The organism is Sphingomonas sp. SUN019 (assembly GCF_024758705.1).
Lineage (GTDB): Bacteria > Pseudomonadota > Alphaproteobacteria > Sphingomonadales > Sphingomonadaceae > Sphingomonas.
In genome coordinates, this window is the sequence record NZ_CP096971.1 from 537,684 (window position 1) to 561,133 (window position 23,450).

At 61.5% G+C, this 23,450-nt stretch carries 18 protein-coding genes, 1 tRNA gene and 1 pseudogene; 10 read left to right on the forward strand and 10 right to left on the reverse strand.

Features of this window, described 5'->3' with window-relative positions:
* Positions 1–12: 12 nt before the first annotated feature.
* The 3 genes from mrdA (at position 13) to M0208_RS02675 (ending at position 3,393) form a co-directional block, all read left to right on the forward strand.
* Entirely contained in the window at positions 13–2,100 is a 2,088-nt protein-coding gene (mrdA, locus tag M0208_RS02665; protein ID WP_258890189.1) for a penicillin-binding protein 2, read from the forward strand.
* On the forward strand, positions 2,100–3,212 hold the full coding sequence (gene rodA / locus M0208_RS02670) for a rod shape-determining protein RodA (RefSeq protein ID WP_258890190.1): 1,113 nt from the start codon (positions 2,100–2,102) through the stop codon (positions 3,210–3,212). The genes mrdA and rodA overlap by 1 nt, the downstream gene beginning before the upstream one ends.
* Before the next feature lie 105 nt (positions 3,213–3,317).
* Positions 3,318–3,393: transfer RNA gene (locus M0208_RS02675), tRNA-Lys, on the forward strand.
* Positions 3,394–3,852: 459 nt separating this feature from the next.
* Here the strand turns inward: M0208_RS02675 and M0208_RS02680 are convergent.
* Entirely contained in the window at positions 3,853–5,319 is a 1,467-nt protein-coding gene (locus M0208_RS02680; RefSeq protein WP_258890191.1) for a PAS domain S-box protein, read from the reverse strand.
* Between the two features lie 158 nt (positions 5,320–5,477).
* Here M0208_RS02680 and M0208_RS02685 point away from each other — a divergent pair, with 158 nt between their 5' ends.
* From M0208_RS02685 to M0208_RS02695, 3 genes are all read left to right on the forward strand, one after another.
* Positions 5,478–5,747, forward strand: coding sequence for a GlsB/YeaQ/YmgE family stress response membrane protein (locus M0208_RS02685; RefSeq protein ID WP_258890192.1), 270 nt, complete (start codon positions 5,478–5,480; stop codon positions 5,745–5,747).
* A 17-nt stretch (positions 5,748–5,764) separates the two neighbouring features.
* Positions 5,765–6,295 (forward strand): hypothetical protein, encoded by a 531-nt coding sequence (locus M0208_RS02690; RefSeq protein ID WP_258890193.1) that lies wholly within the window; start codon positions 5,765–5,767, stop codon positions 6,293–6,295.
* Positions 6,296–6,599: 304 nt separating this feature from the next.
* Positions 6,600–7,376, forward strand: coding sequence for a hypothetical protein (locus tag M0208_RS02695; RefSeq protein WP_258890194.1), 777 nt, complete (start codon positions 6,600–6,602; stop codon positions 7,374–7,376).
* A 458-nt stretch (positions 7,377–7,834) separates the two neighbouring features.
* Here the strand turns inward: M0208_RS02695 and M0208_RS02700 are convergent, their stop codons facing one another.
* Positions 7,835–8,155 carry a DUF1905 domain-containing protein gene (locus M0208_RS02700; protein WP_258890195.1) on the reverse strand — a complete coding sequence of 107 codons (321 nt, stop codon included), beginning with the start codon at positions 8,153–8,155 and terminating at the stop codon, positions 7,835–7,837.
* Positions 8,156–8,443: 288 nt separating this feature from the next.
* Between M0208_RS02700 and M0208_RS02705 the strand changes: the two genes are divergently transcribed.
* Both M0208_RS02705 and M0208_RS02710 read left to right on the forward strand, forming a co-directional pair.
* On the forward strand, positions 8,444–9,328 hold the full coding sequence (locus M0208_RS02705; protein WP_258890196.1) for an amidohydrolase family protein: 885 nt from the start codon (positions 8,444–8,446) through the stop codon (positions 9,326–9,328).
* Between the two features lie 489 nt (positions 9,329–9,817).
* A complete protein-coding gene (locus M0208_RS02710; protein ID WP_258890197.1) occupies positions 9,818–10,633 on the forward strand; it encodes an acyltransferase in 816 nt (271 codons plus the stop codon).
* A gap of 733 nt (positions 10,634–11,366) precedes the next feature.
* Here M0208_RS02710 and M0208_RS02715 read toward each other — a convergent pair.
* The 5 genes from M0208_RS02715 to M0208_RS02735 form a co-directional block, all read right to left on the reverse strand.
* Positions 11,367–11,882, reverse strand: a complete 516-nt coding sequence (locus M0208_RS02715) for a ferritin-like domain-containing protein (RefSeq protein ID WP_258890198.1) — start codon at positions 11,880–11,882, stop codon at positions 11,367–11,369.
* A gap of 148 nt (positions 11,883–12,030) precedes the next feature.
* Positions 12,031–12,345 carry a hypothetical protein gene (locus tag M0208_RS02720; RefSeq protein WP_258890199.1) on the reverse strand — a complete coding sequence of 105 codons (315 nt, stop codon included), beginning with the start codon at positions 12,343–12,345 and terminating at the stop codon, positions 12,031–12,033.
* Positions 12,346–12,490: 145 nt separating this feature from the next.
* Entirely contained in the window at positions 12,491–12,778 is a 288-nt protein-coding gene (locus M0208_RS02725) for an HU family DNA-binding protein (protein ID WP_258890200.1), read from the reverse strand.
* A gap of 362 nt (positions 12,779–13,140) precedes the next feature.
* Positions 13,141–13,311, reverse strand: coding sequence for a hypothetical protein (locus M0208_RS02730; RefSeq protein ID WP_258890201.1), 171 nt, complete (start codon positions 13,309–13,311; stop codon positions 13,141–13,143).
* A 121-nt stretch (positions 13,312–13,432) separates the two neighbouring features.
* Positions 13,433–13,819, reverse strand: coding sequence for a hypothetical protein (locus M0208_RS02735; RefSeq protein WP_258890202.1), 387 nt, complete (start codon positions 13,817–13,819; stop codon positions 13,433–13,435).
* Between the two features lie 158 nt (positions 13,820–13,977).
* Here M0208_RS02735 and M0208_RS02740 point away from each other — a divergent pair, with 158 nt between their 5' ends.
* On the forward strand, positions 13,978–14,157 hold the full coding sequence (locus M0208_RS02740; RefSeq protein ID WP_258890203.1) for a hypothetical protein: 180 nt from the start codon (positions 13,978–13,980) through the stop codon (positions 14,155–14,157).
* 817 nt (positions 14,158–14,974) lie between these two features.
* Here M0208_RS02740 and M0208_RS02745 read toward each other — a convergent pair.
* Together M0208_RS02745 and M0208_RS02750 are read right to left on the reverse strand one after the other, a co-directional pair.
* Positions 14,975–17,461, reverse strand: coding sequence for a calcium-binding protein (locus M0208_RS02745; protein ID WP_258890204.1), 2,487 nt, complete (start codon positions 17,459–17,461; stop codon positions 14,975–14,977).
* A 373-nt stretch (positions 17,462–17,834) separates the two neighbouring features.
* Positions 17,835–18,476, reverse strand: a pseudogene (locus tag M0208_RS02750) (DDE-type integrase/transposase/recombinase); the annotation flags it as partial.
* A 1,109-nt stretch (positions 18,477–19,585) separates the two neighbouring features.
* On the opposite strand from M0208_RS02750, the gene M0208_RS02755 reads away from it, so the two are divergent.
* On the forward strand, positions 19,586–20,224 hold the full coding sequence (locus tag M0208_RS02755) for a DUF6151 family protein (RefSeq protein ID WP_258890205.1): 639 nt from the start codon (positions 19,586–19,588) through the stop codon (positions 20,222–20,224).
* A gap of 242 nt (positions 20,225–20,466) precedes the next feature.
* On the opposite strand, the gene traA is transcribed toward M0208_RS02755, so the two are convergent.
* The gene (traA, locus tag M0208_RS02760; RefSeq protein WP_258890206.1) at positions 20,467–23,331 is read right to left on the reverse strand and encodes a Ti-type conjugative transfer relaxase TraA; all 2,865 of its coding nucleotides are present in this window, start codon (positions 23,329–23,331) and stop codon (positions 20,467–20,469) included.
* Between the last annotated feature and the right edge of the window lie 119 nt (positions 23,332–23,450).

Below are 23,450 nucleotides of genomic sequence, written 5' to 3' on the forward strand. Positions count from 1 at the left end.
GGGCTGCGACAGATGCGCCAGCAACGAATCGCGACCGAGGCGCAGCAGGGTTACACGTTCTCGCGGCGCGCGTGGCTGCTCGGCACCGCGCAACTGGGCGTCGGCGCACTGCTGATCGGACGGATGGGCTGGCTGTCGATCGCCGAGAACGAGCATTACAACCTGCTGAGCGAGAGCAATCGCGTCAACCTGACGCTGATCCCGCCGCGGCGCGGGTGGATCGTCGACCGGCACGGCCGCCCGATCGCGGACAATCGCACCGATTTCCGCGTCGACATCATCCCCGACCGGCTGCGTGACGAGGACAAGACGCTGGCGCTGCTCCAGCAATTGCTGGCGCTGACACCCGAGGATCTGCTGCGCATTCGCGCCGATCTGAAGAAGGCGGCGGGGTTCCAACCGGTGCAGGTCGCGCACAATGTCGATTGGGAACGCTTTGCGGCGGTGCAGGTGCGCCAGCCCGAATTGCCCGGCGTCGCGCCGACGCGCGGCTTTGCGCGCAACTATCCCGCGGGGGCCGCGGTGGCGCATCTGACCGGCTATGTCGGGGCGGCGACGGCCGAGCAATTCAAGGAAACGAAGGAGCAATTGCTCGTCACACCCGGTTTCAAGCTTGGCAAGGATGGACTTGAAAAGACGATGGAAACCGAGCTGCGCGGGCAGGCCGGGGCGAAGCGGGTCGAGGTCACTGCGCGCGGGAAACTGGTCGCCGAACTCGCCACGCGGCCCGACGTGCCGGGGCAGACCCAGCGGCTGACGATCGACGTCGGGCTGCAGGAATATATCGCGCGGCGGCTGGGGACCAATTCGGGCTCCGCGGTGGTGATCGACACGCTGACCGGTGAGATCCTCGCGATGGTGTCGATGCCGGCCTATGATCCGAACAGCTTTTCCGACGGGATCAGCCATCTCGAATGGAAGATGCTGAGCGACGACGATCACGTTCCGCTGATGAATAAGGTGCTGCAGGGACTGTATCCGCCGGGATCGACGGTCAAGCCGATGAACGCGCTGGCGCTGCTGGAGGCGGGGGTCGATCCGAACGCCAGCGTCAGTTGTTCGGGCGCGCTGCGGGTCGGCAGCGGCGTGTTCCATTGCTGGAAACGCGGCGGGCACGGCGGGATCAATATGCGGCGCGCGGTGGCGCAGAGCTGCGACATCTATTTCTACGAAATGGCGCGGCGCGTGGGATATGACGCGATCGCGCCGGTCGCGCGGTCGCTGGGGCTGGGTGAGAAATTCGACCTGCCGTACAACAGCCAGCGTTACGGCACCGTGCCAGACAGCGCCTGGAAGCTGAAGAAATACAAGGACGATTGGACCGTCGCCGACACGATGAACGCATCGATCGGCCAAGGCTATGTGCTGGCCAATCCGCTGCAGCTGGCGGTGATGGCGGCGCGGATCGCATCGGGCCGCGCGCTGCAGCCGAGCCTGCTGGTGAACAAGGTGCGTCGCGACGCGCCTTTATTGTCGTCGAGCGCGGAAAATCTGGCGCGCATTCGCGACGCGATGTTCGCGGTGGTCAACGACGGCGGCACCGCGGGCATGTCGCGGCTGCAGATTCCGGGCATGACGATCAGCGCGAAGACCGGCACCGCGCAGGTTCGCCGCATCACGATGGCCGAGCGCGCGGGCGGCGTGCTGAACAACCGGCAATTGCCGTTCAAACTGCGCGACCACGCCTTGTTCATCGCGTTCGGCCCGACCGAAAACCCGCGCTATGCCGTCGGGATCGTGCTGGAGCATAACGGGCATCTCATCCAAAACCTTGATACGCCGATGATCGCGCGCGACATCTTCACCTATCTGCTCGACCGCGACCGCGCGCTGAAATCGCTTGCCGAATACGAACCGACGTGGGGCGGCGACATCCGCACGCGCATGGCGGCGACCGCGGAAGCGTATCGCGTGGCGGAAAATGCGCCCCCGCCGGTGCAGGCGGTGGCGACCGAAACCGACGCGCCCGGCGCGACCGACGCGCCCGCCGTGGAGCGCGCGACCGACGCCTCCAATGCGTCGCAGGAGGCGGTCGTCGGCGATATTGCGAACGGCGCGGGTCCGGCGAGCGTCGGTTCGCACGATCCGGGGTTCGAGTGATGCGGCACAGCTCGATCGTTCCCGCTCCGCTCGCCCGGCTGCCGTGGCGGCTGCTGCTGACGGTGCTGGCGATCGGCTGTTTCGGGCTGGTCGTGCTGTATTCGGCGGCGGGCGGGAGTCTCAGGCCGTGGGCGTTGCCGCAGGCGGTGCGCTTTTTCGTGTTCCTGGGCGGCGCGGTGGTGCTATCGCGGCTGCGCGAGGAGGTCTGGCGGCAGGCGGCGCTGCCCGCCTACGTCGTCATCCTGGTGCTGCTGGTGCTGGTCGAACTGCTCGGCGCGGTGCGCGGCGGGGCGCAGCGCTGGCTTGATCTCGGGTTCATCAGGTTGCAGCCGTCCGAATTGATGAAGGTCGGCATCGTGCTGGCCGTAGCACGCTTCTACGATATGCTGCCGCCGAACCAGACCCGGCGGATCGGCGGGTTGTGGCCGGCCGTGCTGCTGGTCGGCATTCCCGCGGGTCTGGTGATGCTGCAGCCCGACCTGGGCACGGCGCTGATGATCGCGGCGGGTGGCGTGACGGTGGTGTTCCTGGCGGGCGTTCCACTCCGGCTGTTCGTCGGCGGCGCGCTCAGCCTGGCGGTCGCCGCGCCGCTGGCGGTGAATTTCCTGCTCCACGATTACCAGCGCAACCGCGTGCTGATCTTCATGGATCCCGAAAGCGACCCGCTGGGCACCGGATACCATATCAGCCAGTCGAAGATCGCGATCGGATCGGGCGGCATCTTTGGCAAGGGGTTCCTTAACGGCACGCAGAGCCATCTCGACTATCTCCCTGAAGGACATACCGATTTCGTCTTTGCGACGATGGCGGAGGAATGGGGGCTGGCGGGCGGCATCTTCATCATCGCCGCGTTCCTCCTCGTCATCCGCTGGGGCGTGAACGTGGGGGTGCGCGCCGACAGCCGCTTTGCGAAACTGACCGCGGCGGGGCTGTCGACGACGATCTTCTTCTACGTTGCGATCAACCTGATGATGGTGATGGGGCTTGCCCCTGTCGTCGGCATCCCGCTGCCGCTGGTCAGCTTCGGCGGATCGGCGCAGATGACGGTGTGCCTGTGCCTGGCGATTCTGATGTCGATCGACCGCACCAACCGCCGCGCGAGCCGCTGGTAGGGCGTGTGTTGGAGGGTAAAAAGAGTTTGCATTCCCCGCCCCCGCTGCTATCCGCGCCCTTCCCGATCACGGGGCGGCCGTTTTCCCGGCCTCCACGACGGTCATGGACGCATAGCTCAGTTGGTAGAGCAGCTGACTCTTAATCAGCGGGTCCTTGGTTCGAGCCCAAGTGCGTCCACCATATTTTTTAGCAAAATCAATCATTTAGAGCCGCTCGCCGGGTGCCTTCCTCTTATGGCACCTTGCAAGGTAGCGTTCTAGGTAGCGCCGAGTATGCGACAGTCCGAAACAATTTGGCGCTAAATGAGATTCGCCTCCGCCTAGCGAGCCTGACCCACCGTCGGAACCTGACTGGAACTACGGGGAAGTTGACCGACCGCGTGCGGGTGCTCAATGCTGAACGGGATACATCGTTCAGCTAGCCTCAAAGCCTGAAAGACCCAATGGTAGTTATGAGTCGCGCCGCCTTCGCTTTCCACTCCATACGCTCATTGTCTAATTGTGTCGGGTGCCAGGCTTTCTGAGATGCCGCTGCCGACAGGATAGTCGTCTTCGTGGTCGGCATGTGGCGCCGCATGATAAATCTTCGCGGGCGACCCCTCTTCAAGGTTACTGAGCCTTACTGCATGCCGCTCAAGCATCAGCCTGCCTTCCCAATCCCCCGCTCCCGCCCCCACACGACTGCGCCGCTGCGGCGGTTGACGCCGATCTTGGCGTAGAGACGCGCGACATGGTTGCGTACCGTGTTGCGCGAGAGCGCCAATCGCTCGGCGATCGCGTTGTCGTCCAGATCGTCGCAGATGAACTCGAGGATTTCGCGCTCGCGCGAGCTTAGGGCGGCCGTCGGGGCCTGCGTCTCGGGGCGACGCAGCGTCGCCAATTTGTCGAGGATCGAGTGACTGAGCCAGTTGGTGTCCTTCATTACCTCCTCGATCGCGGCAGCAAGCTCACGCTCGGTCTGCTTACGCTCGGTCACGTTGTGGAACACCCAGAGCACGCACGCCGCGCCGTCCATGCTGATCGTCTCCGCCGATACGAGGCAATCGATCGGAGCGCCGTTTGCGGACTGAAGGACGGCATCGTCATTGCGGACGCTGCTGTGTTCGGCCAATCGGCGCTCGAGCGCCGCGCGATGCTCAGCCTGCGTCCATAGCTGCAAATCGTCAGTCGTTCGCCCGATCGCGGCGGCGCTGCCATGTTCCGTCAGCTCGCGGAATGCCGCATTGACGCTCGATATCCTATGATCGACCTCACGCGTCACCATCATGGCGACCGGTGCCATCTCGAACACCGCCTGTAAGTGATGTTCGCTCGCGGAAAGCGCACGTTCGGCCTGCCGCCGCGGTTCGAGATCAGCGAAGGTTAACAGGAGCGCGTCCTCATCGGTCACGTCGATCGGCTGGCCAGCGAACAGCACTAGGCGCCGCGATCCGTCCGCAATGAGTAGGTCGGCCTCGCTCTGAGTGACGACCGCGCCGTCCTCGATTTGCCGTCGCACTGCAACTGGTTCGGTAAGTCCATCGAGTAGATCGAGCCCGAACAGCGATTTGCCGACGAGCTGCTCGGGCGCAAACCCGGTCAACGCCTCGAACCCGGGATTGACCTGGACAATCCGCTGATCGCTCAGCCGCACGACGATCGCCGGGGCGGGATTAGCATTGAACATCGCAGCAAAGCGCGCTTCGGCATCGAACCGCTCGGACACATCGCTGATCACCAGCGCAAGGAAATCGGCCTCACCGCCATCGACGTTCGTAACGACGTCGCGCACCTGATGCACCCAACGGACCTCATCGTCGCCCGCCGGTGCGACTTCGACGATCAGGTCGGGAAAACTTTCTCCTGCGAGCAGCCGGAACAGCGGATACTCGCGATGCCGCATCGGCCGGTTCTCGCGGGTGCGCAGCGCGAAGCGCTGTGCATACTCCTCTGCTGTTCTCCCCAGATCCTCGATCGTGCGCGCGCCGTGCATACCCAGCGCCGCGTCGTTCGCGCTCAAAATAACGCCAGTCGTGTCGATCAATATCACTCCGTCGAGCAGTTGCGCCATCAATTGCTCGAGATGACGGAGCGTGATCTGATGGTCGGCGATTGCAGCGTTCGACATGCCCTTCAAGCGCGCGAAAGCGCCGACTGTTCCGCGGATCAGTACCAATCAACTTGGTACGTCTGCACCAATCGTCGCTGGACGATGGTCGCGTTGATCTGAACATTCGCATTCCGCCAGCGGTTTAACCTTCACGCAATCAAGCGAAGGGAATTATCATGGGCCTCATCGTCCTTCTTATCGTCGGCGGGCTGATCGGCTGGGTCGCCAGCATGATCATGCGCACCGATGGCCAGCAAGGCATCCTGCTGAACGTCGTTGTCGGCATCGTTGGCGCGTTGCTCGCCGGGTTCATCGTGACCCCGCTCATTGGCGGCGCGCCGATCACCAGCGGAGTGATCTCAATTCAGTCGATCCTCGTATCGTTGCTAGGGGCGGTCGTGCTGCTCGCAATCATCAACTTCTTTCGCCGCGGTTCGCTGCGTTGATCTCTGGAGAATATCCAATGACCACCAATCTAGCTTCGGCCGTTTTTGACACCCCCGAAGAAGCAAATCGCGCCATCGCGGATCTTCGCCAGGCGGGCGTGCCCGATCGCGCTTTGTCCATCGTGACCACGAACGACGGCGTGACCAGCACTGCAGACGGCGTTGGTGACGTTACCGACGACGGCCATGGCAGCGTCATGCGCGGCATCCTGGGCGGCGGCGCGCTTGGCGCCGGGCTTGGTGTCGCAGCCCTCGCCATTCCTGGCGTCGGACCGTTGATCGCCGCCGGCGCGATTGCCGCGACGGCAGTCCCCGGCGCAATGGCAATCGGCGCGGCCGCCGGCGCTGCGGCTGGAACGCTCAACGAGACGCTGACCAAGCACGGCGTCGATGAGCAGGATGCCGGGTATTACGGCGATCACCTTGGTCGAGGAGGCGTGCTGGTCTCGGTCGAAGCGAGTGCCGATACGGTCCCGGCCGAAACCGTGACCGACATCCTGTACCGTCACGGGGGCCACAGTTCGCGCCGCTCGCGATTCACCACCTGAGAGCTTCAGTTAAGTAGCGTGGCGTAGCGTATGGTGATGGATCGGATCGGCAGCCTTGCCGACCGGTCCATTGCTGTGCAGGCGACGGTCGCAAGCTCATCTCGGTCGGACTTTTATGTTTCCAGGCGCCCCGTTGCTCTCGCTACGTATCTGATACAGGCTGAGGGACGTACGCCGGAGCACGAGCCCTTATTCTGGCCCCCAGCGTTTCAGTCACGTCAGAGGTTGCCATGCGCGTTTGGCGCACCACCTGAACTTTGCCGGATCGGATAAGTTGGACGGACTAGTTCGTTTTGGAGTGGCAATGAATCGGTCAACGATTGCGTGGAACATCTCGACATGGTCTCTCCTGATTGCGCTTGCGGTTGGCGCATGCGGCAAGTTCAAGGAAACCGAGCCTGCCGAGCCGGCACAAACTCGCGCTGAGGCAAAGCGGCATAAGGATGCCTGCGCATCGAGCACAGCCTATGATCGCATGAAGCGCGTCGTTTTCGATCAGACGCGCGCGCAAAGCAGCCATCGAACCAACCTAAACACGCTCGAAGCCTTTTCGTTCGTAAGGATGGAAGCGCCCATCGTAAAAGACTGGGATCCGACCCTCGACCTCACACGCTGCAAGGGGCGTCTTATTCTTGACGCTCCTCCCGGTTCCGGACAGGCGCTCGGTGGCGAGCGCCGCCTGACGGCGGACATCGAGTACACAGCCCAAGGCGCGGCAGACGCGAGCGGCCTCGTCTACGTCATGACGGGCGAAGAGGCGATCGTCAGCAAACTTGCTGCGTTCAACCTGTCTGACGCGACATACCGCCCGCGCCCCGCGGTCGATACGACATCCCCAAAGACCTCGCTCGCAGCATCCGATACCGGACCGTCAGAGGTCTCTCCTCGAGTTCCATTCTCAGAAATTGGCGGCCCACGCACAAATCGCGAGGCGGAGGAGGTAGTACTCTCGGCGCTTTCCCCTCAGACGAGAGTACCGGACCCGCGGAAGGTCGCGAACGCAACTGAGCCTCAGGCCGTCGCCGCGTCAGTGGGTGAGGATACGGTACGGACCTTTTATAATGCTCTCGGCACTGGCTGAGGCGACGTGGCATCGGCGCAGATCATCCCGGAAGAAAGGTCCAGCCGCACCTAATCTGCCGACGCAATCACCCGCTTCTACGGACGGTTGCCCGACCCGTTGCGACTGACAAGTATCACACCCGCTGGGCGTGGAAGCTATCGAGTAACGTATCGCTACGCAGCCCCTGGAATGCGCTGCAATGGTAGAGCCCTCGTCCAGCTTACTTCCGGGGGACCGCGGCCTCTCATTAGGTCAATTACTGCCCCGAACGGCTGCTAGAACCAAAGATCAACCATTCGTCGCGGCGAGCGTTCAGGCGGGTACTGCTGATAGCCACGGTCTGAACTCAATAGGGCCCGGCAATCTAGCAAGGGTGACCCAGGAGAAGACGTTTACGCTATCCTATCGGCTTCCCCATTTTGGTCACTCGTTCATGCGGTTTGTTGATGCCACAGCCGCTCCTCCCGGCCTGACCGTTAGGCACCGACGCGGGCGATGCGCATGCGAACGCAAACGTTATCGCCGGGCGCGATACCGGCCTGCACCCGCACCGCAGCCCTCAGCGGTAGCAGATGGCCGCCGTCCTTCGGGAAAAGCGAGGTTTCGAACGATGCGCTGGCGATACTGGCCGTGACCGGAACGCAGCCCCAGCCGTAGCTCGCCTCACGCGCGGCATAGCTTACCTCACCGAGATGCTCGGAAGGTATGGCGACGAAGTAGAAGGGAGCGGGCCCACGCCACTCGATTACCGCCGCCTCGAACACGATGTCTAGGAGAGGAGCGGCTCCGGCATGCATGTGGCAATGATCATCTGAGCGGTGCAATGAAGCAAGCGTTGCGGACGGGGCGGGTGCCGGTCGTTGCCTAACGGGCGGAAGCTGGCGGTTGCGACCCAATTGCAGACACTCAGCTAGGCCCGAAAGCATTTCCCCAAACCGGCCGCCCGTTCATCTGGACTTACAGCCGGCTCAGGCATTCCACCCAGGCGGGTGGAGCGGGCGCAAAACGCGTTTACACCGGCCTCCCGCCTCGTAGGCTGACGGCGACGGCAACGACGGCGTCACAACCAACGGCTTGGAGGCGGCATGAAGTTCAGATCGATCCTCGCCACGGCGCTTCTGCTCGTCACGCCGGCAGCGCAAGCGCAGGTGTTCGACAACCACGTCCATCTCTGGAACGGCGAGCAGTCGCTGCGCGAGTACGAGGAGCAGATTAAGGCGGACTGCAAGACAGTGACCGGTTTCGGCGGAATGTGGTTTGGTGGGCCCAATCAGGCGCTGGCGGGACAGCCAGTTCGCATCCGCGCCAGCAACGACGCGCTACTGGCACTAGCCGCCAGACACTCAGAAATGCTCCCTATCGCGACTGTCCATCCCTATGACGGTGCGGCAGCTCTCGCCGAGCTGCAGCGCGTCGCCGGTCTTGGCATCAGGGTGATCAAAATCCATCCCCATACTCAGCTATTCGATGCGGCCGATCCGCGTGTGCTGGCACTAGTCCGGCGCGCCGGGGAACTGAGCGTCATCGTAATGATGGACAACGCCAACATTCTGCCCGGCGACAGCGAGAAACTGTTCAACCTCGCACTGCGGGCACCCAAGACCAAATTCCTGTTCGCTCACCTTGGCGGTATGAATTTCCGCTTCTGGAACGTGCTGAAGCTCGCGCGAACGGCCGAGGGTTTGTTCGGCGACAACATCTATTTCGACATTTCGGCGACCGTGACCTTAGCCGCCGGCTCTCCAATCGCCGACGAGTTTGTCTGGACCATTCGCAACGTCGGCATCGACCATGTCTTGCTCGGGTCCGACTATCCTCAGTTCTCGCTGGCACGGACGCTGAACGCGCTCGACCGGCTCCATTTGACGGCGGCGGAGAAGGCGGCGATCACGCACGGAAACGCACAGACGCTGCTCAATCTAAAGCACTCATTTTTCAATCACGGCGGTGATTGGCAATCACGAATTTGACCCAATCTCAGACGTTCAGGCGGGCTCAGCCTCTTCCCCAAACCTGACCTTCGTTCATGGCGGAGGCCCACGGCAGCTATGCGGGCCGGTGCGGCCATAAGGGCACGATCGACCGGGAGACACTGGAACGCTATTTCTTCGTAATGCGCTGGGACAAGATGATAATCTACCTCCTCGGCCATCTGCGATGTGTGCGCTGCAGGGCAAGGTCATACAGGTACGCGTTGTCTTTCGATCTGCCGAAATTGCCGAACCGGGGGCCGAAAACGGAAGACGACTGGCGGCGGTTGGTGAGGCGGATGCGCGGGTAATCGCGGCGATCCCGGTTGCAGGTGCCGCCAGTTGCGCTCGCGGTGCGATGGTCCCGATCGAGCTGTGGCAGCGGATCATCCAGTTGCCGCCATCTTCGCAGACTTAGCGTCAACAAGGATGAGCGCGCTGCTCGCGGTTCCGCTTGCTACCGAGAGCCGATAGGCGCACGCGCCCGAGATGCAGAGAAACAGCTCGATTGACGCGGCCCGCGGCGTCGCGGCGGTTGCTGTGCTTCTATTCCATGCGAACTATCTCTCTATCGGTTGGATCGGCGTTCCGATTTTCTTCGCGCTGTCCGGGTATCTCATCACCCGACAAATGCGGGACGGTATGCGACCGATTACATTTTGGCAGCGGCGCGCCGTACGCTTGATCCCGCCCTTCTACATCTACCTCGTCGCGAACCTCATCATCGCGGAAGCTCAAGGGCGCGATATGGCGGGTTACCCCTGGCACTTCCTCGGCGGATCTGACGTGCTAATAGCTTTTGGCGGAGCCTCTGGGCATGGCCATGTCGGCCACCTGTGGTCGATTGCGGTAGAGTTTCAAGCGTATGCCGTTTGGCCCGCTATTATGGCGGCGGGTCGGTTCAGACGTTTGATCCTCTTCGCGATGGCTGTCGGTTTCTTCACGGTGTGGGCCGCGGTAGGTCATCCCGCGGTAATGGTTGGAACGGCGGCATTCTTCGCGCTCGGCGCACTCGTCGCGCTTCAAGGGTACGAGCCGCCGCACATACGGGTTTCGCGAGCGTTGGTCGCGTTGGGGCGCGCTAGTTACAGCATCTACCTTTGGCAGATGATCTGTGTCGGGGGTGCGATGCGGTTGGGCTACCCGATCGTCGGCGTGGCGGCCAGCATTGCGGTCGGCTTAATGTCCGCGCGGTGGCTTGAGGACTGGAGATGGCTGCTTAAGCTGCTCAACCAATCAACGCGTCGGAGGAACCGTCTGAAGATTATTAGCTCGGGCGGCGTCTCAATTGAGGTTACTACCTGACAGATGCACCGCCGCGCCTCCTAGAATTTTGCAGGAGGGCGGCGTGGTCGATTTTGACGCCGCTTGCGTTTTTGGCGATACCAAACGGCTAACCCCATCCCCACGCTGACCAATAGCACGACGATCAAACTGTACGCGAAAAGCAAACGAGTAGGCATTGCCGCAAAGCGAACTGCCACTTACCGATGTTCCAAGCCCGGGGCCGTACGAGCTATCGCGCGCTTGGCAGATCGACGCGCCGAGAGCCACGACGCGTGACGATCTGTCCTGCCGTCGCGACCGCGACACGCGCAAGCCGCGCCGACATCTCAGCCGCCGCTTCAGGTGTTAGAGACATTGTCACGCCGCCAAGACCATCAACGTGAGGGTCTCCACCTTCAGCCTCGACGACCAAAGGCTGGTTGTATGCCTGCGCTATCGCTCTAATCCTCAGGTCATCAACTACGAAAGGCACAAGATGATGCGAGATTGTGGCTCAATCGGTACAACATAAACCGAGCGTCTGGAGCTGTCGTGCGCTGCGACCATTAAAGCTGTTCCAGCGATGCACTTAGGCCCGTCGCGGCTCCCCCCTGCGGCGGCCTTGCATTTTTAGAATGCGCCGAATTTTGGATAGCGGCGATCGTCATACCGCATGGTTGCCGCGATCGAGGTACGACTGGCGACGGTGAATGAGGCGGATGCGCGGGTGACACGGGAGCGGCCTTCCCCGGGAACGGCCGCCCCCGGTCGATCAGGCCGTGACCGCTTCGGCCTTCGGGTTGACCTTCGCCTTCGCCATCGCGGTCAGCTTGTCATCGGTCGCATATTCCTCGTCGAGCGTCTCTTGAAGGAGCTTTGCGATGTCCGGGCGGCCCAATTGCCCGGCCCATGTGACCAGCGTGCCATAGCGCGTGATTTCGTAATGCTCGACCGCTTGGGCTGAAGCGATCAGCGCGGCATCAAGCACTGCCTTGTCGGAGATGTCGCCAGCAACTTCGTTGGCTTCCTTAATGATGCCGTCGATCGCCGGACACGTGACTGCCTTCGGCTTCTCCCCGAGCAGATCAAACACGCGATCCAGCCGCTCGATCTGACCTTCGGTTTCTTTCAGATGGGTTTGGAAGCCCTGCTTCAGGCCCGCATCGGTAGCCTTGTGGACCATCTTCGGCAGCGCCTTCGTGATTTGGTGCTCGGCGTAGTACACGTCCTGCAACTGGTGAAGGAACAGGTCGTCGAACGTGGCGATGTCTTTCGTGAACAAGCCCATAATGCTTCCTCCAACTGGGTGGGGCGCGAGCGCCGCTCGTGCGGAAGTCTCAACGGCGAAGTGCAATAGAGGGTCCGTCTCCCACCGCAATTCATCGCAATCTGGGTCAGCCTCGTGCTGGAGCGTTGCGCGATTGCACCTTGAAACCCTAGGCTCCGTCGAGATGGTCGGGCGCTCGCACGTCGAACCGCATCCTAAGGAACGTCACCGGGTCGGACCATTCGCCCTGATCGATTGATCCCGTGAGCGTCTCGATCGTGCCACTCGCCCCAGCGCTCACGCTGCAGGCCATCCCGCCAATGGTGATGAGATAACGCCCGTCGTCGGAAGCCTCATATGAACCTACTGACTCGCGGTTTGGGTCGATCACCATACCGTCGCGGAATGAGTATATTGTCGTTTCCGCGCCCAGCGCCTCATCTTCGATCAGCATCCGCCAATCGCCTTCGATCTCATCCGTCATCGACCAAATTCCAGCAGCACAGCGATGAAGAATGCTATTCCAAATGGCGCGAACGACATACTACGCAGAATGGTAAGGACTGAGTGACGGCGATCCGCTTCAATCGCGCCCTGCTGGCAGCCGTCCAGCTTCTCGCCCCTAAGTGTCACGCTAAAGCAGCGCCTGCTGCTAGCGATGCCGTGAGTTGACGACTTGGCTTGAAATGAACCCGGCACTTGGGCGAAACCGTTACAAATTCGCCGGTCGCAGGGTTCCTCGCGTTCCGCCCGCGATACGATCTCACGCTGAACGAACCAAACTTGCGAAGCTCGACGCGGCCGCCCTTTTCAAAATGCGCGACCATCGTCGAGAAAAGACATTTCACCATATCATCCGCCACCGTCGGGCTACCAATCTCTGCGGCGACGAATTCGACCAAATCTGACCTTAACATAAGCGGCTAGTCGCGGGTCAGGTAATCAGGTCAAACTCAGCTTGGGTGATGATCGCATCGAGTTCGTCTGCGGTCCGGTGTGAAGCTTCGTCGATCACGTCGCCGTGGTTCCACGATGCGCGGAACGCCTTCTGGCGCTCAGGTAAAGCGGACAGGTCAGAATCCTTGTTTATGATGCAACTTCATCTGCCGGGTGAGCAAGGCGTGATAATTGTGGACAAATCGCGTCCGTCGAATGATCTAAATTAAGACCGTGACGCTGGCTGACCGTTACACTAGGGCCCTCCTGCAATACGCAAACTCCTTGGCGTCCCGCACTCCGATTCCCAGTCGTTCGAGCGGGACGCCATGTTTTCCTGGCCTCAGCCATCGCTCATTGGTTCGGCATTCGGATGGCTGAGCGAACTTACCGCCGTCGAAACGAACTCGCGAAGCGTGCGCTGCCAGTATTCCCCCGCCTGCGCCCATGAACGATCATCAAGATGCCGGTTGCGGCGGCCATCCCATAGATCGGCGGCAAGCTGCTCGATCACGCCGTCGGGATCATTGGCGGTGCAAAGGCGGCAGCGGTAGCCAACCATATGCGGCGCGTCCGCAAGATGTTCCGTCCCCGGAAAATTGTGCCGGTATGCGGTCACCGCCCGCCCTGCCTATCTATTGGTCTACAACGATTCGCAGAGTTGATCCCGCCTCGCGTACCCGCCGCGAGTATTCCTGCGCCATTCGGCGATGGATCGCCGCGGTCACCGGGTCGGTGCACTCGTTCGCAATTATCAGCTCCTGCGCCGCCCGCTGGCGGAAATAGTCGATATGGTCGCTCAACATTGTAATTCCCGTTTGATATTGAACCTGCTCCGCGTTCCGCCGATCGGCAATATTTTCGACCCGCCGCGGACCATCGGCACCGAACTCCGTCTCTTCAACGTCGAAGAGCAGCGATAGATGGCGGCGATCAAGCGGCGGCACGCTTCTCGGTCGTCCGTCGCGGATGAACCGCGCTAGATAACCCGGCGGTAGTCCGATCATGGCCGGATCGCTCACTCATGTTTGGGATGCCTACGGTCATGGTGTCCTGAGGGGGCGGGGCTGCGCGCTGCCGGTATCGCGCCTGAATTGAAGAGACGTCGGCTCCCCCGGAAGGGCTGTATCTCAACTCGGCATCGTTTGCCAAAAGCAGCATAACCTTCAGCGCCAAGGTCTTGTTTGCCAAGACCGAAGACCCCGACTGGCAGTATCGGTCGACACGCTCCGAAGCCCTTGATGTTCGCCGGAAAGTCGATGACTTGGAGGAATATGGGGCGGATCAGGCGGCAATGTCCGATCTGAAATTGCTCATCAATCCGAAAAACATCACGATGGTGGCACCCGGCACGAGCTAACGGTTTGTCCCGGCCCCTTTCAATTGCCAAGCGGACTAACCGGAACGTCCAACATCGCGGTCATTCTGATTCCAGCCAAAGAACGGCGGCTTTTGGCTCAACCTGTCGTTCAATTGGTGGCCGCGAAACGGCAGCAAAGTGCTAATGTCGGACGTCAGGCAATAGCTGAGACCGGCTACATGAACGGCTGGTTTCGGGGATTGTGCAGTGTCCTGCCGAACGGCGGAAATTAGGGCGCAAAGCTGACCCTGCCGGGGCCAGCGTCCTGAACGACCGTTTACGCCCACTTGCGGACATCACCGACAATGATGCACGCTTTGCCGATGCTTGTCAGGATGCGCCTAAGTCGATGGTTGGGTGGATCGCTGCGCTACCGTTGCTTACGGGATGTGGAGCTAAGACGGCGACCTTTGAAGAGGCAGCCAACGCAATCCGTAAATGCGGGATGTTCCCGGACGATGTGCTTTACAGGGTTACAGACAGGGGTGAGTTCTGTTCGGCGACAAGCGAGTTGACGCATCCGGCCACTCTTTTGAGCAGGCAGATTGCTTTATGCGGTGAGCGAGAGAGAATAAGGTCAAGGTTGGCTTTGTAGAGTGGGAGCAGAACGTCGGCTAACCACCTTAGGCCAAGACATTCGACCCGGACGCAGACGCGTGCGGCGCATGCGGCGGTACCATGCAGGCGCTCAGCGAGAACGTGACCGGGGTACTAGAGTAAGCGGACAGCGCCAGATGTGCGCGACGCCGCTCAGCGGAACTCGTCGGAGGTTATCTGAATTCTAAACGAGCGAGCACCGGGCGTTTTCACGCTGTTATCAGGCGATGATGAGAAGGTGAGTGTCCAGTGCTATCGCGCCGGGAAAGTGCCCATCAAACCAGGATGCGTTCGGCGCGCCAACTGTATCGGCAAAAGCGTCGGCCGGTACCGAAGACGGCGCAGCGGCAGAGCCCGACGACGGCGGCACAAACGTCCGTCCTTCGGCGTAACCGGTCAGGATGTAGTGACGCGCCAACGCATCCGCATCGTCGCCGAATGCCGCGGCCAAATCGCTGTAATTCGCCGCATAGGTATTGGCATCGAACATGGTCGACCGGCCCTCGTTCGCGCCCCACTGAATGAAGTGACGCGCTGCTGCGTTCGCATCCGTCCCGAAGGCCTGAATGAGATCCCCGTACGACGCCAGATAGGTGAGGCTATCGAAAGTGATGCTACGGCCCTCGCTCGCGCCGTTCTGGATGTAGTGGCGCGCACCCGCGGTGGCATCGGCGCCGAACGCTGCCCGTAAATCGCTGTACGACGCGATGTACTCGAGACCGCCGAACACAACCGACCGACCTTCGGTAAAACCGTTCTGGACATAATGGGTCAGACCCTTGGCCGCATCAGTGCCGAACGCGGCGCGAAGGTCGCTATAAGACGCGACGTATTCAAGGCCGTCGAACGCCACCGTGCTCGCTAACAGCTCCGGGATCGAGGTGGCCCCCTTCGACCTGAACGCGCCTTGCTCGAACCCGAATAGCTCGACCGCGCCGTTTTCGGTGACAAGAAAGGTGCGACCACTGGCCATCAACGCATGATAGTCCGACTTGAACCCGCCAAGGAGCAGCGTGTCGAAGCCGTCGCCGCCATCCGCCACGTCGAAGCCGGCATCGGACTTGTAACCCTCAACCCCCGCTACGGTCGTGACGATGTCGTCCCCCGCGCCCGTCGATAGACGGTTGTTACCTCTGTTACCGACGATGTAGTTGGCCAACTCGTTGCCGGTGCCGTCGATCCAGCCGTTCCCCATAAGAGTCAGGTTCTCGAGGCCCGCGGTTAGCGTGAAGCTGACGCTTGAGATCACGGTGTCGACGCCGGCCTGACTGAACTCGATGACTTCGTCACCGGCATTGTCGATCATATAGGTGTCATTACCGGTGCCGCCGTCCAAACGATCAGCGCCGGAACCGCCATCAAGAAGGTCGTCACCCGATCCACCAAAAAATTGGTCCGAACCGATGCCGCCGTACAGTCTGTCGTGACCGTCGCCGCCATCGATCGTCTGCGATCCCATACCGCCAACCAGATGATCATTGCCGGCAAAACCGTAAATGACGCCGCTGACGCTGCCGGTGCCCTGATAGCTGTCATCGCCATTGCTCAGCCGTACGTTGCCGAGGATGCTCCCGGTATTGACGATCGAAAGGCTGCTTTCAGCGGGCTCGGTTGAATGCCCTCCGGGTCCGGTGATTGATCCAACAATGGTGCCCGAAACAATCTGAATGCGCCCGCTTATCGCAGCCACATCCAGCGTCGCGGCTTGCAACTCGAATGTAGATAATGCGTCCTCGGACAGCCAGATGGTTGCAACGTCGGAAACACCCTGAAATATCAGGTTACTTGCGCCCGAACGAGTTTGAATGCTCTCAAAGTTGCGAAACTGCGTTAAATCGACGGTAAGCGGCATCGTGCCCGTCGTCATTATGGTGAGCTGGTCCGTACCGAGACCGCCGTCGATAAGACCTCCTACCTTCGGTGCACCAAGATCTGCTGTTGTATAGTCCAGCGTCACAAAGTCGCTGCCGGCACCAAGCCGAACATTCCCGCCAATACGGACGTTGCCGGCCAGCCGAAGCTCTTCCTGCCCATCCGAGCCCGTTATGCTCCGCAACGAAGAGCTGCCCCGTAAGGATAGCGAGCTCTGCAGCGAAAGATCGACATCAGGGTTCAAGGAGTAGGCCAGTTCATAGAATCCGTTCGGTGCCAAGTTGATCGTCTTGAACCCAGAAACGCTATTTAAATAGGCCAACGAGCTAGAGACATTAAGTGTTTCAAAGTCTCGGATGATTGGATTGAGCTTTAATACTTGACCGGAGAGGTTGAGCGTGTCGGTGCCTATGCCACCGTCAAGCCTGAGCGACAGGAAAAACATATCGGTGTAGTTTTGGCCCGCCACGAAGTCGAACCGATCGTCGCCGTCTCCGAGAGCCACCTCTGCGCTCGAGCGGCGCTCGATATAGACATCATCGCCAGCGCCAAGGTCGACCCGGCCGCGAATGCGACCCTCGTTAATAATGGTGTCGCTGAACGCCGAGCCGACGATGGTCGAGCGGAAAAAGTCCGACCCAACATTGCCGGCCGCCTCGTTGATGAACGTGGTGCCGCTACCGGTCAGACCAACAATCGTGCCAGAACTCTCGCCGTCTAGATAGCCGGCGTTTCGAAGTGTAACGTTGTTACCGCTTATCAGCACGGCAGGGTTGCCGGTGACATTGGCGCCATTGCGCACTGTGACGTTGCTCTGCGCGTATTCGATTGTCACGCTTGCACCCCCAAATTTTCAAAGGCATAGCATCAAGTATTCCAACTTTAAAGACGCTCGCGTCTCCCCCTTTGTTATCCTGTTTGGAAGAGGTGATGTGCGCGCCTAAAATTTGACCGCGAGCAGGTGGAGGCCGCTTCTAGGGACGCTGACAAAAATGAACCGCGGCAGGTTAAGCGAAGAGCAGATCATCGCGATCTTGAAGGAACGGGATGCTGGTATGGCGATGACGTGACCCCCGCCTTTCATCCAGCGGCAACCAGAGACCGACCGGTGTTGTCGCGTATGAGTGCAGGTGAAGCAACGGCGGGGTTAACTCCGCCCCTTCGCTGTTCGAGTAGCGGGCGAGGATCGCACGTGCCTAACCGATCGTGAAGACCAATGTTTCGTTGGGCAGTTCGTCGCACATGCGCCCGCTGAAGCTCTCTCTGGACAACGCCGTTCTGCGTCGGTTTGCCCGGTGCGACGTAATGCCACTCGACGCCGACATCGCCTGACCAGGCCAGCACCGCGTTCGAGGTAAGTTCGGTCCCGTTGTCGCTAACGATCATCTTCGGCGCACCGCGCCTCGTGATTAGATCCCCAGTTCGCGAACAGCCCGCGGACCTGAGATCGACGTGTCGAGCACCGCCGCTAGGCACTCGCGCGTGATGTCGCCGACGATGTTAAGCATATGGAAGCGCCGGCCGGTGGCAAGCTGATAATGGACGAAGTCCAAGCTCCAGCGTTGGTTCGGTAGCGCCAACACCGGCGCGGGTGCCCGCGAACCAACGGCACGCTTCCGTTCCTTCCTGAGCCGCACCGTCAAACCCTTTTCTCGATACAGCCGCTGGGATTCCTTGCGGTTGATCTTGACGCCGTCCCGGCGGAGCAGGACGTGCAGCCGCCGATAGCCGAACCGTCGGCGCTGCTGCGCCAACTCACATAGTCGCGACCGCAGGTCTGACTGGCACGAGCGATACCGCATGCTCTTGCGGTCCACTCCGACGCCAATGCACGCCCGCCGCTCGCTCATCCGGCCGGTGCCAGCATGGTGGTAGACGGTCTGGAGGTCGCGGCAGACCTCGCTGGACAGCTCCGCGTCGGCTGGTTCGCGGCCCGCGGGCACCAAGTGCCCCGCTAGGGCGGAGTGGCTGCCACCTCGCGCGCCCGGCGCGCAGTCGCGACGATCGCGCACCATGACGAAAACTATGATCCCCATTACAGCATGTTACCGAATCGTGCGAAACGCACGCCGGTTAAGTGAGCGTTCGGGCAGATGGCCGATGGAAGGCTAGCTCGAGGCCTTCGCACGGATTGGGCTGATGCGCCGGGAAAACGACAGCTTCGCGCTTCTTCGCATGCCTTCGGACCGAGATGACAGAAGCGTGGGCCTCCGCGCGTTGATCGTCTATCGTCCGCAAGAAACCCAGCCTGCCGACAAAGATTTGCACCGCGTGTTGTCGCCCATCGTCGCCGGATCGGAGACCCGATCCGGTATCACGGCGCGCAGCCATGAGATCGGATACCAAGCGAACCTTATCTTCTGGAGAGCAAGACGGGTCCAAGATTTGCCAGAGGTGCCCGCGCACAACAAAACATCGGCCATCCGGCGTTCTCGAATACTGATCGGGAGGCGGGCCGCTCTTAGCCATCATAGCGGGGATTGGCACGTCTTTATATGGAGGCTAAACGGGTCGGTCGTTTAAACGCTCCGTCATATATCAAGGTCGAGTGTCCGCTATTCCGTCTCTCTTATTAAGTAATGATCCGGAACAGCCGTCAATCCTTAGCTCGGATGACTGCTTTCTAGGAACCCGCGCTTGGAAGCAGACCGTCGGCACCGTCCCAATATAGGCCATCCAAGTCCTCACGGCGAGCAAGGTGAACGAAAGGCAGGTTCCGGGATTGCTGGCTGGCAAGTGCGATGACCGATTATGGGCGCATAGCTGCCGTGGGCTTCCGCCATGAACGAAGGTCAGGTTTAAGTAAGAGACTTGGACCGCCTGAATGTCTGGGATTGGGTTTGCTACTTGGCGGCGACCGCCCGGACGATCACTAGGCCGCCTAAACGCCGGCTACGCAAATCATCACAAATACCTTATCATGTGCACTCAGCGGGTTGCAGGAGCGAACGGCCGGTTGTTGACCGACAGCAAAGGAAATGAGCAGTTGCGGCTCGACCTGTCCTTTTCGTGCGCCTGCGGGTCGGTAGTGGGAACGCTGATCAAACCCGGCCCGAGCGTCGGCGACCATGTCGTATGCCACTGCACAGATTGTCAGGCTTTCGCAAAGCGTCTTGGTGCGGTTGATCGCGTTCTGGATCGAACCGCCGGAACCGCGCTTTACCAAGGCCGCTGCGCGATGATGAGACTTACTGTCGGTCGTGATCAGCTTGCCTGCCTACATCTAACCGAAAAGCCAACGCTTCGATGGTACGCACGATGTTGCGATACACCGCTGTTCAACACATACAAAAATGGCCGAATCCCGTACATAACAACTGTGGTGGCCAACTGTAACCCGGGTCAACGTGACCTGCTTCTCGGGCCGCCGATCGGCCATCTGTTTACTAACGAAGCGTCGGGCGACGCCAGAAATCTTGAACGCCTCTCGATGATCAAGCTGATGCGACGCTTCTCCAGGCGGATGATTATCGACATGGTCACGGGTGATCGGCGACGCGCGGAGCTCTTCGACCCACGCACACTCGATCCGATTGCGTCTCCAACGATGCCGTATGTCGAGATTAATGGCCATCCGGTTTCGAAACACGCCCAATAACGCTGACGTGACCGAATTTGGTTCCTCGCGTCGTTTCGGCGAACCTCAACCAAGTCTAGGGGGGGGTTGAGCGGTGACGGATGGATCGAACAGCCCAAGAACTGCCGCTGGACCTCTTCTAGGATACGCCACTCATCGCCCGGAAGCCGCCAGGCCGTTCTCCACCGAAAGCACCCATCCGAGCATCGAATCGCAGCCGGCTGGCCGCCCGTTGCGACGAGACGGGCCGGGCAACAGCGTACTCACATACCGATACCAATGCCGCGGCTTCGATTGCGACCGACAAGGTCGGCAAGGCTCTGGCCAACGCTTCGTCCCGGTACTTCCGGCAAGCCAAGCTGCGCCTTGCGACTGCGCAGGATCGACTCGATCTGCGGGTCGCGCTCGAGGCTCCTGGCCATGCCGAGCATACGGTCGCCGACCGCGTTTGCACGCGTGTCTTCGTGATCACGGAGCAGCATCCGCCGCTGCCGCTCGAGCGTCTGCCAGCGCTGGACGAAGGTGCTCGCGCGGAGCTGAGGGTCGACCCGAACCTCGGCTTCAAATTGCATCGCGCGGAGTGCGGCCGTGGTCCGGCCTTCGGCCGCGTTGCGGATCAGTCCATGATCCGACGCAAACGCGGCTTCAAGGTCACGCGCACCATACGGTCGGAGGCCGTCGAGCGAACTGCGGCTGGCATTCAGTTCATTTCGTTGTTGGGCGGTATGCGGCTCTCCGACGCTGGTCGCGAACCGCAGGGCCTGTACGATGCGGCCATGCCGCTCGACCGCGGTAGTGGCAGCCGGTGTCAGATCGCGCACCGATGTGATTGGTGGGGTCACCGGCGCCAGTCGATCGGACACCGATCGGTCGACGGCGCTTACGCGTTCAGGCGCTGGCGGTGACGGCAGGATAATCTGCCGTCGGTCGGCGAACGTCCGGCGATAGTCGGATGCCATGTCCTTTGCCCGCTCGCGCGACAGCGTGCGGACCATCCGACCCTCGTCGGCGAAGTCGTCCCGACCGTAGTGAACCTCAACCGCGTCGCGATGCCGCGACAGCGCGACGTAAGCAGCGTGGCGGTCGAGCCCCGGCGTCGCCAGCACATGAACATGGTCGACCGTCACACCCTGCGCCTTGTGGATGGTCGCGGCATAACCATGATCGATGGCGGCATAATCCTTCAGGTCGAACGCCACCGCACGACCATCGTCGAGCATTACCGCCATTCGCACGGCGCTAACGCTCTCGATCCGCCCCAGCGATCCGTTCTTCACGCCGAGGCTGCGCTCGTTCCGACCGAACATCACGCGGTCGCCGCGCGCGAACGCGCGCTCGCCTTTCTCGACGTGCAGCATGACATCGTCGCCGAGATCCCCGCCGCGGCGCAGCCGGTCGCGTGCGGCGGCGTTCAGCGCCTGCACCTCCTCATTGGTGTGCGTGAGGATGATGCGGCTGGCATCGGGCTGCGCGGCGCGCTCCCGATCCCACCGGTCGATCAGGTTTGCGCGCGCATCGCCGCGCGTGGCGGAGGCATGAACCGCGCCGTGATCGCGGTAAGCTTCTATCGCGTCAGCCGACCGCCCGGTCGCCAGATGCCGCGTCGCGGTGCGTTGCCAGTCGCTCTGCTGGCGGCGGATGTCGGTGATCTCGACGCTGCCGTGGCGTTCGGCGATCGACCGGAACGCCGCACCGGCTTCGATCGCCTGCAACTGTTCGGGATCGCCGACCAGCACGACCTTCGCCCCGCGTTTCTCTGCCTCGGCGATCACGCGTTCCATCTGCCGCGTACCGATCATGCCGGCTTCGTCGATGACGAGCACGTCATGCGCCGTCAGCAAGTCGCGGCCCTGAGCCCATTGATGCTCCAGGCTCGCGATCGTGCGCGATGCGATGCCCGACCCGCTTTCCAGATTCTCCGCGGCGATGCCGGACAGCGCGCAGCCGCGCACCTCATAACCCGCACTCACCCAAGTGGCGCGCGCGACGCCAAGCATCGCGGATTTGCCGGTGCCGGCGTAGCCGACGACCGTGCTGATTCCGTCCGCCTTTGTCACATGATTGAACGCTGACTGCTGCTCTGCGGAAAGTACGAGACCGCGCATCTCAGCCCGGACCAGCGCAAGCTTGCGATGCTGCTCGCCGACCGCGTGTCGGCGCTGCGCCTCCAGTGCGGCGGTGGCACGCTCCAGCCGCTGCTCCGTCTCGATCATGTCACGACTGGTGAACCGCTCTTCGCCGCGCCCGTCCTTGCCAAGCGCGACCAGGTCGGGCGCGCCCCGCACGGCGCTCATCGCGCGGTCGAACTGCTCCTTGTCGTCGCTATGGCAATGCACGAACCTCGCTAGGTCGCGTGTGGTGAAGGTCGCCTGCGTCCGCGTGATCGCGTCGAGCGCGATACGTGGATTGGCGATGATCTTGTCGCCGTTCGCCCGCGCGATATCGCAATGCTCGTCGAGCCGTTCGGATGCCAGGCCTTGGCGCACCATGCGCGAGGCGGCGGGGCCGATCTTGTGCTGCGGCTCGAGCTCGATGCCCTGCGCTTCGAGGCTGCGGTGATCGACCCGCGCATCGATATCGAGTTCGGCGAGCCGCCGGTTGGCGTGTTCGGCCCAACTTCCGCGCCAATGCTCCAACAGATCGGTACGATTCCAGTCGCGAACTTTGGAACCGAACCCCTCCCCGTTTATCTCGCGCATGGTGAGCATCACGTGCGCGTGCGGCTTCGGCATGCCGTCCGCACCCATGTCCCAATGCACGTTCAGGTCGGCGATCATGCCGCGATCGACGAACTCGTCGCGCACGAACTCGCGCGCCAGACGGATACCTTCTTGTCTGCTCAGTTCGCGCGGGATCGCAAACTCGATCTCGCGGGCAAGCTGCGCATCGATGCGCTTCTCGCCCGCTTCGACCGCGTTCCACAGCCGTTCGCGGTCTGCCAGATGCTCGGGCGCACCTTCGGGCAGCATCACCTCGGAATGGACGACGCCCGCCTTGTTCGAGAAATCGTGATGCCGATCGACCCGCTCATCGTGAAGCCGCGAGGCCGAGCGATAGGCGGCGGACGCAACCGCGCTCGATCCGGCGGCGCGCGAAATGACCTTGGCCGAGAAGTGGTAGATCGCCATGACGGCAATCCACTTACACTTCAGAAGCGACGTCGGCACGACGTATAAGCGCGCCCTCGAAAGATTTCATCTGTCTCGGGACCGCGTGATCCCAAGAGATTTCAACGCATTGCGACTGA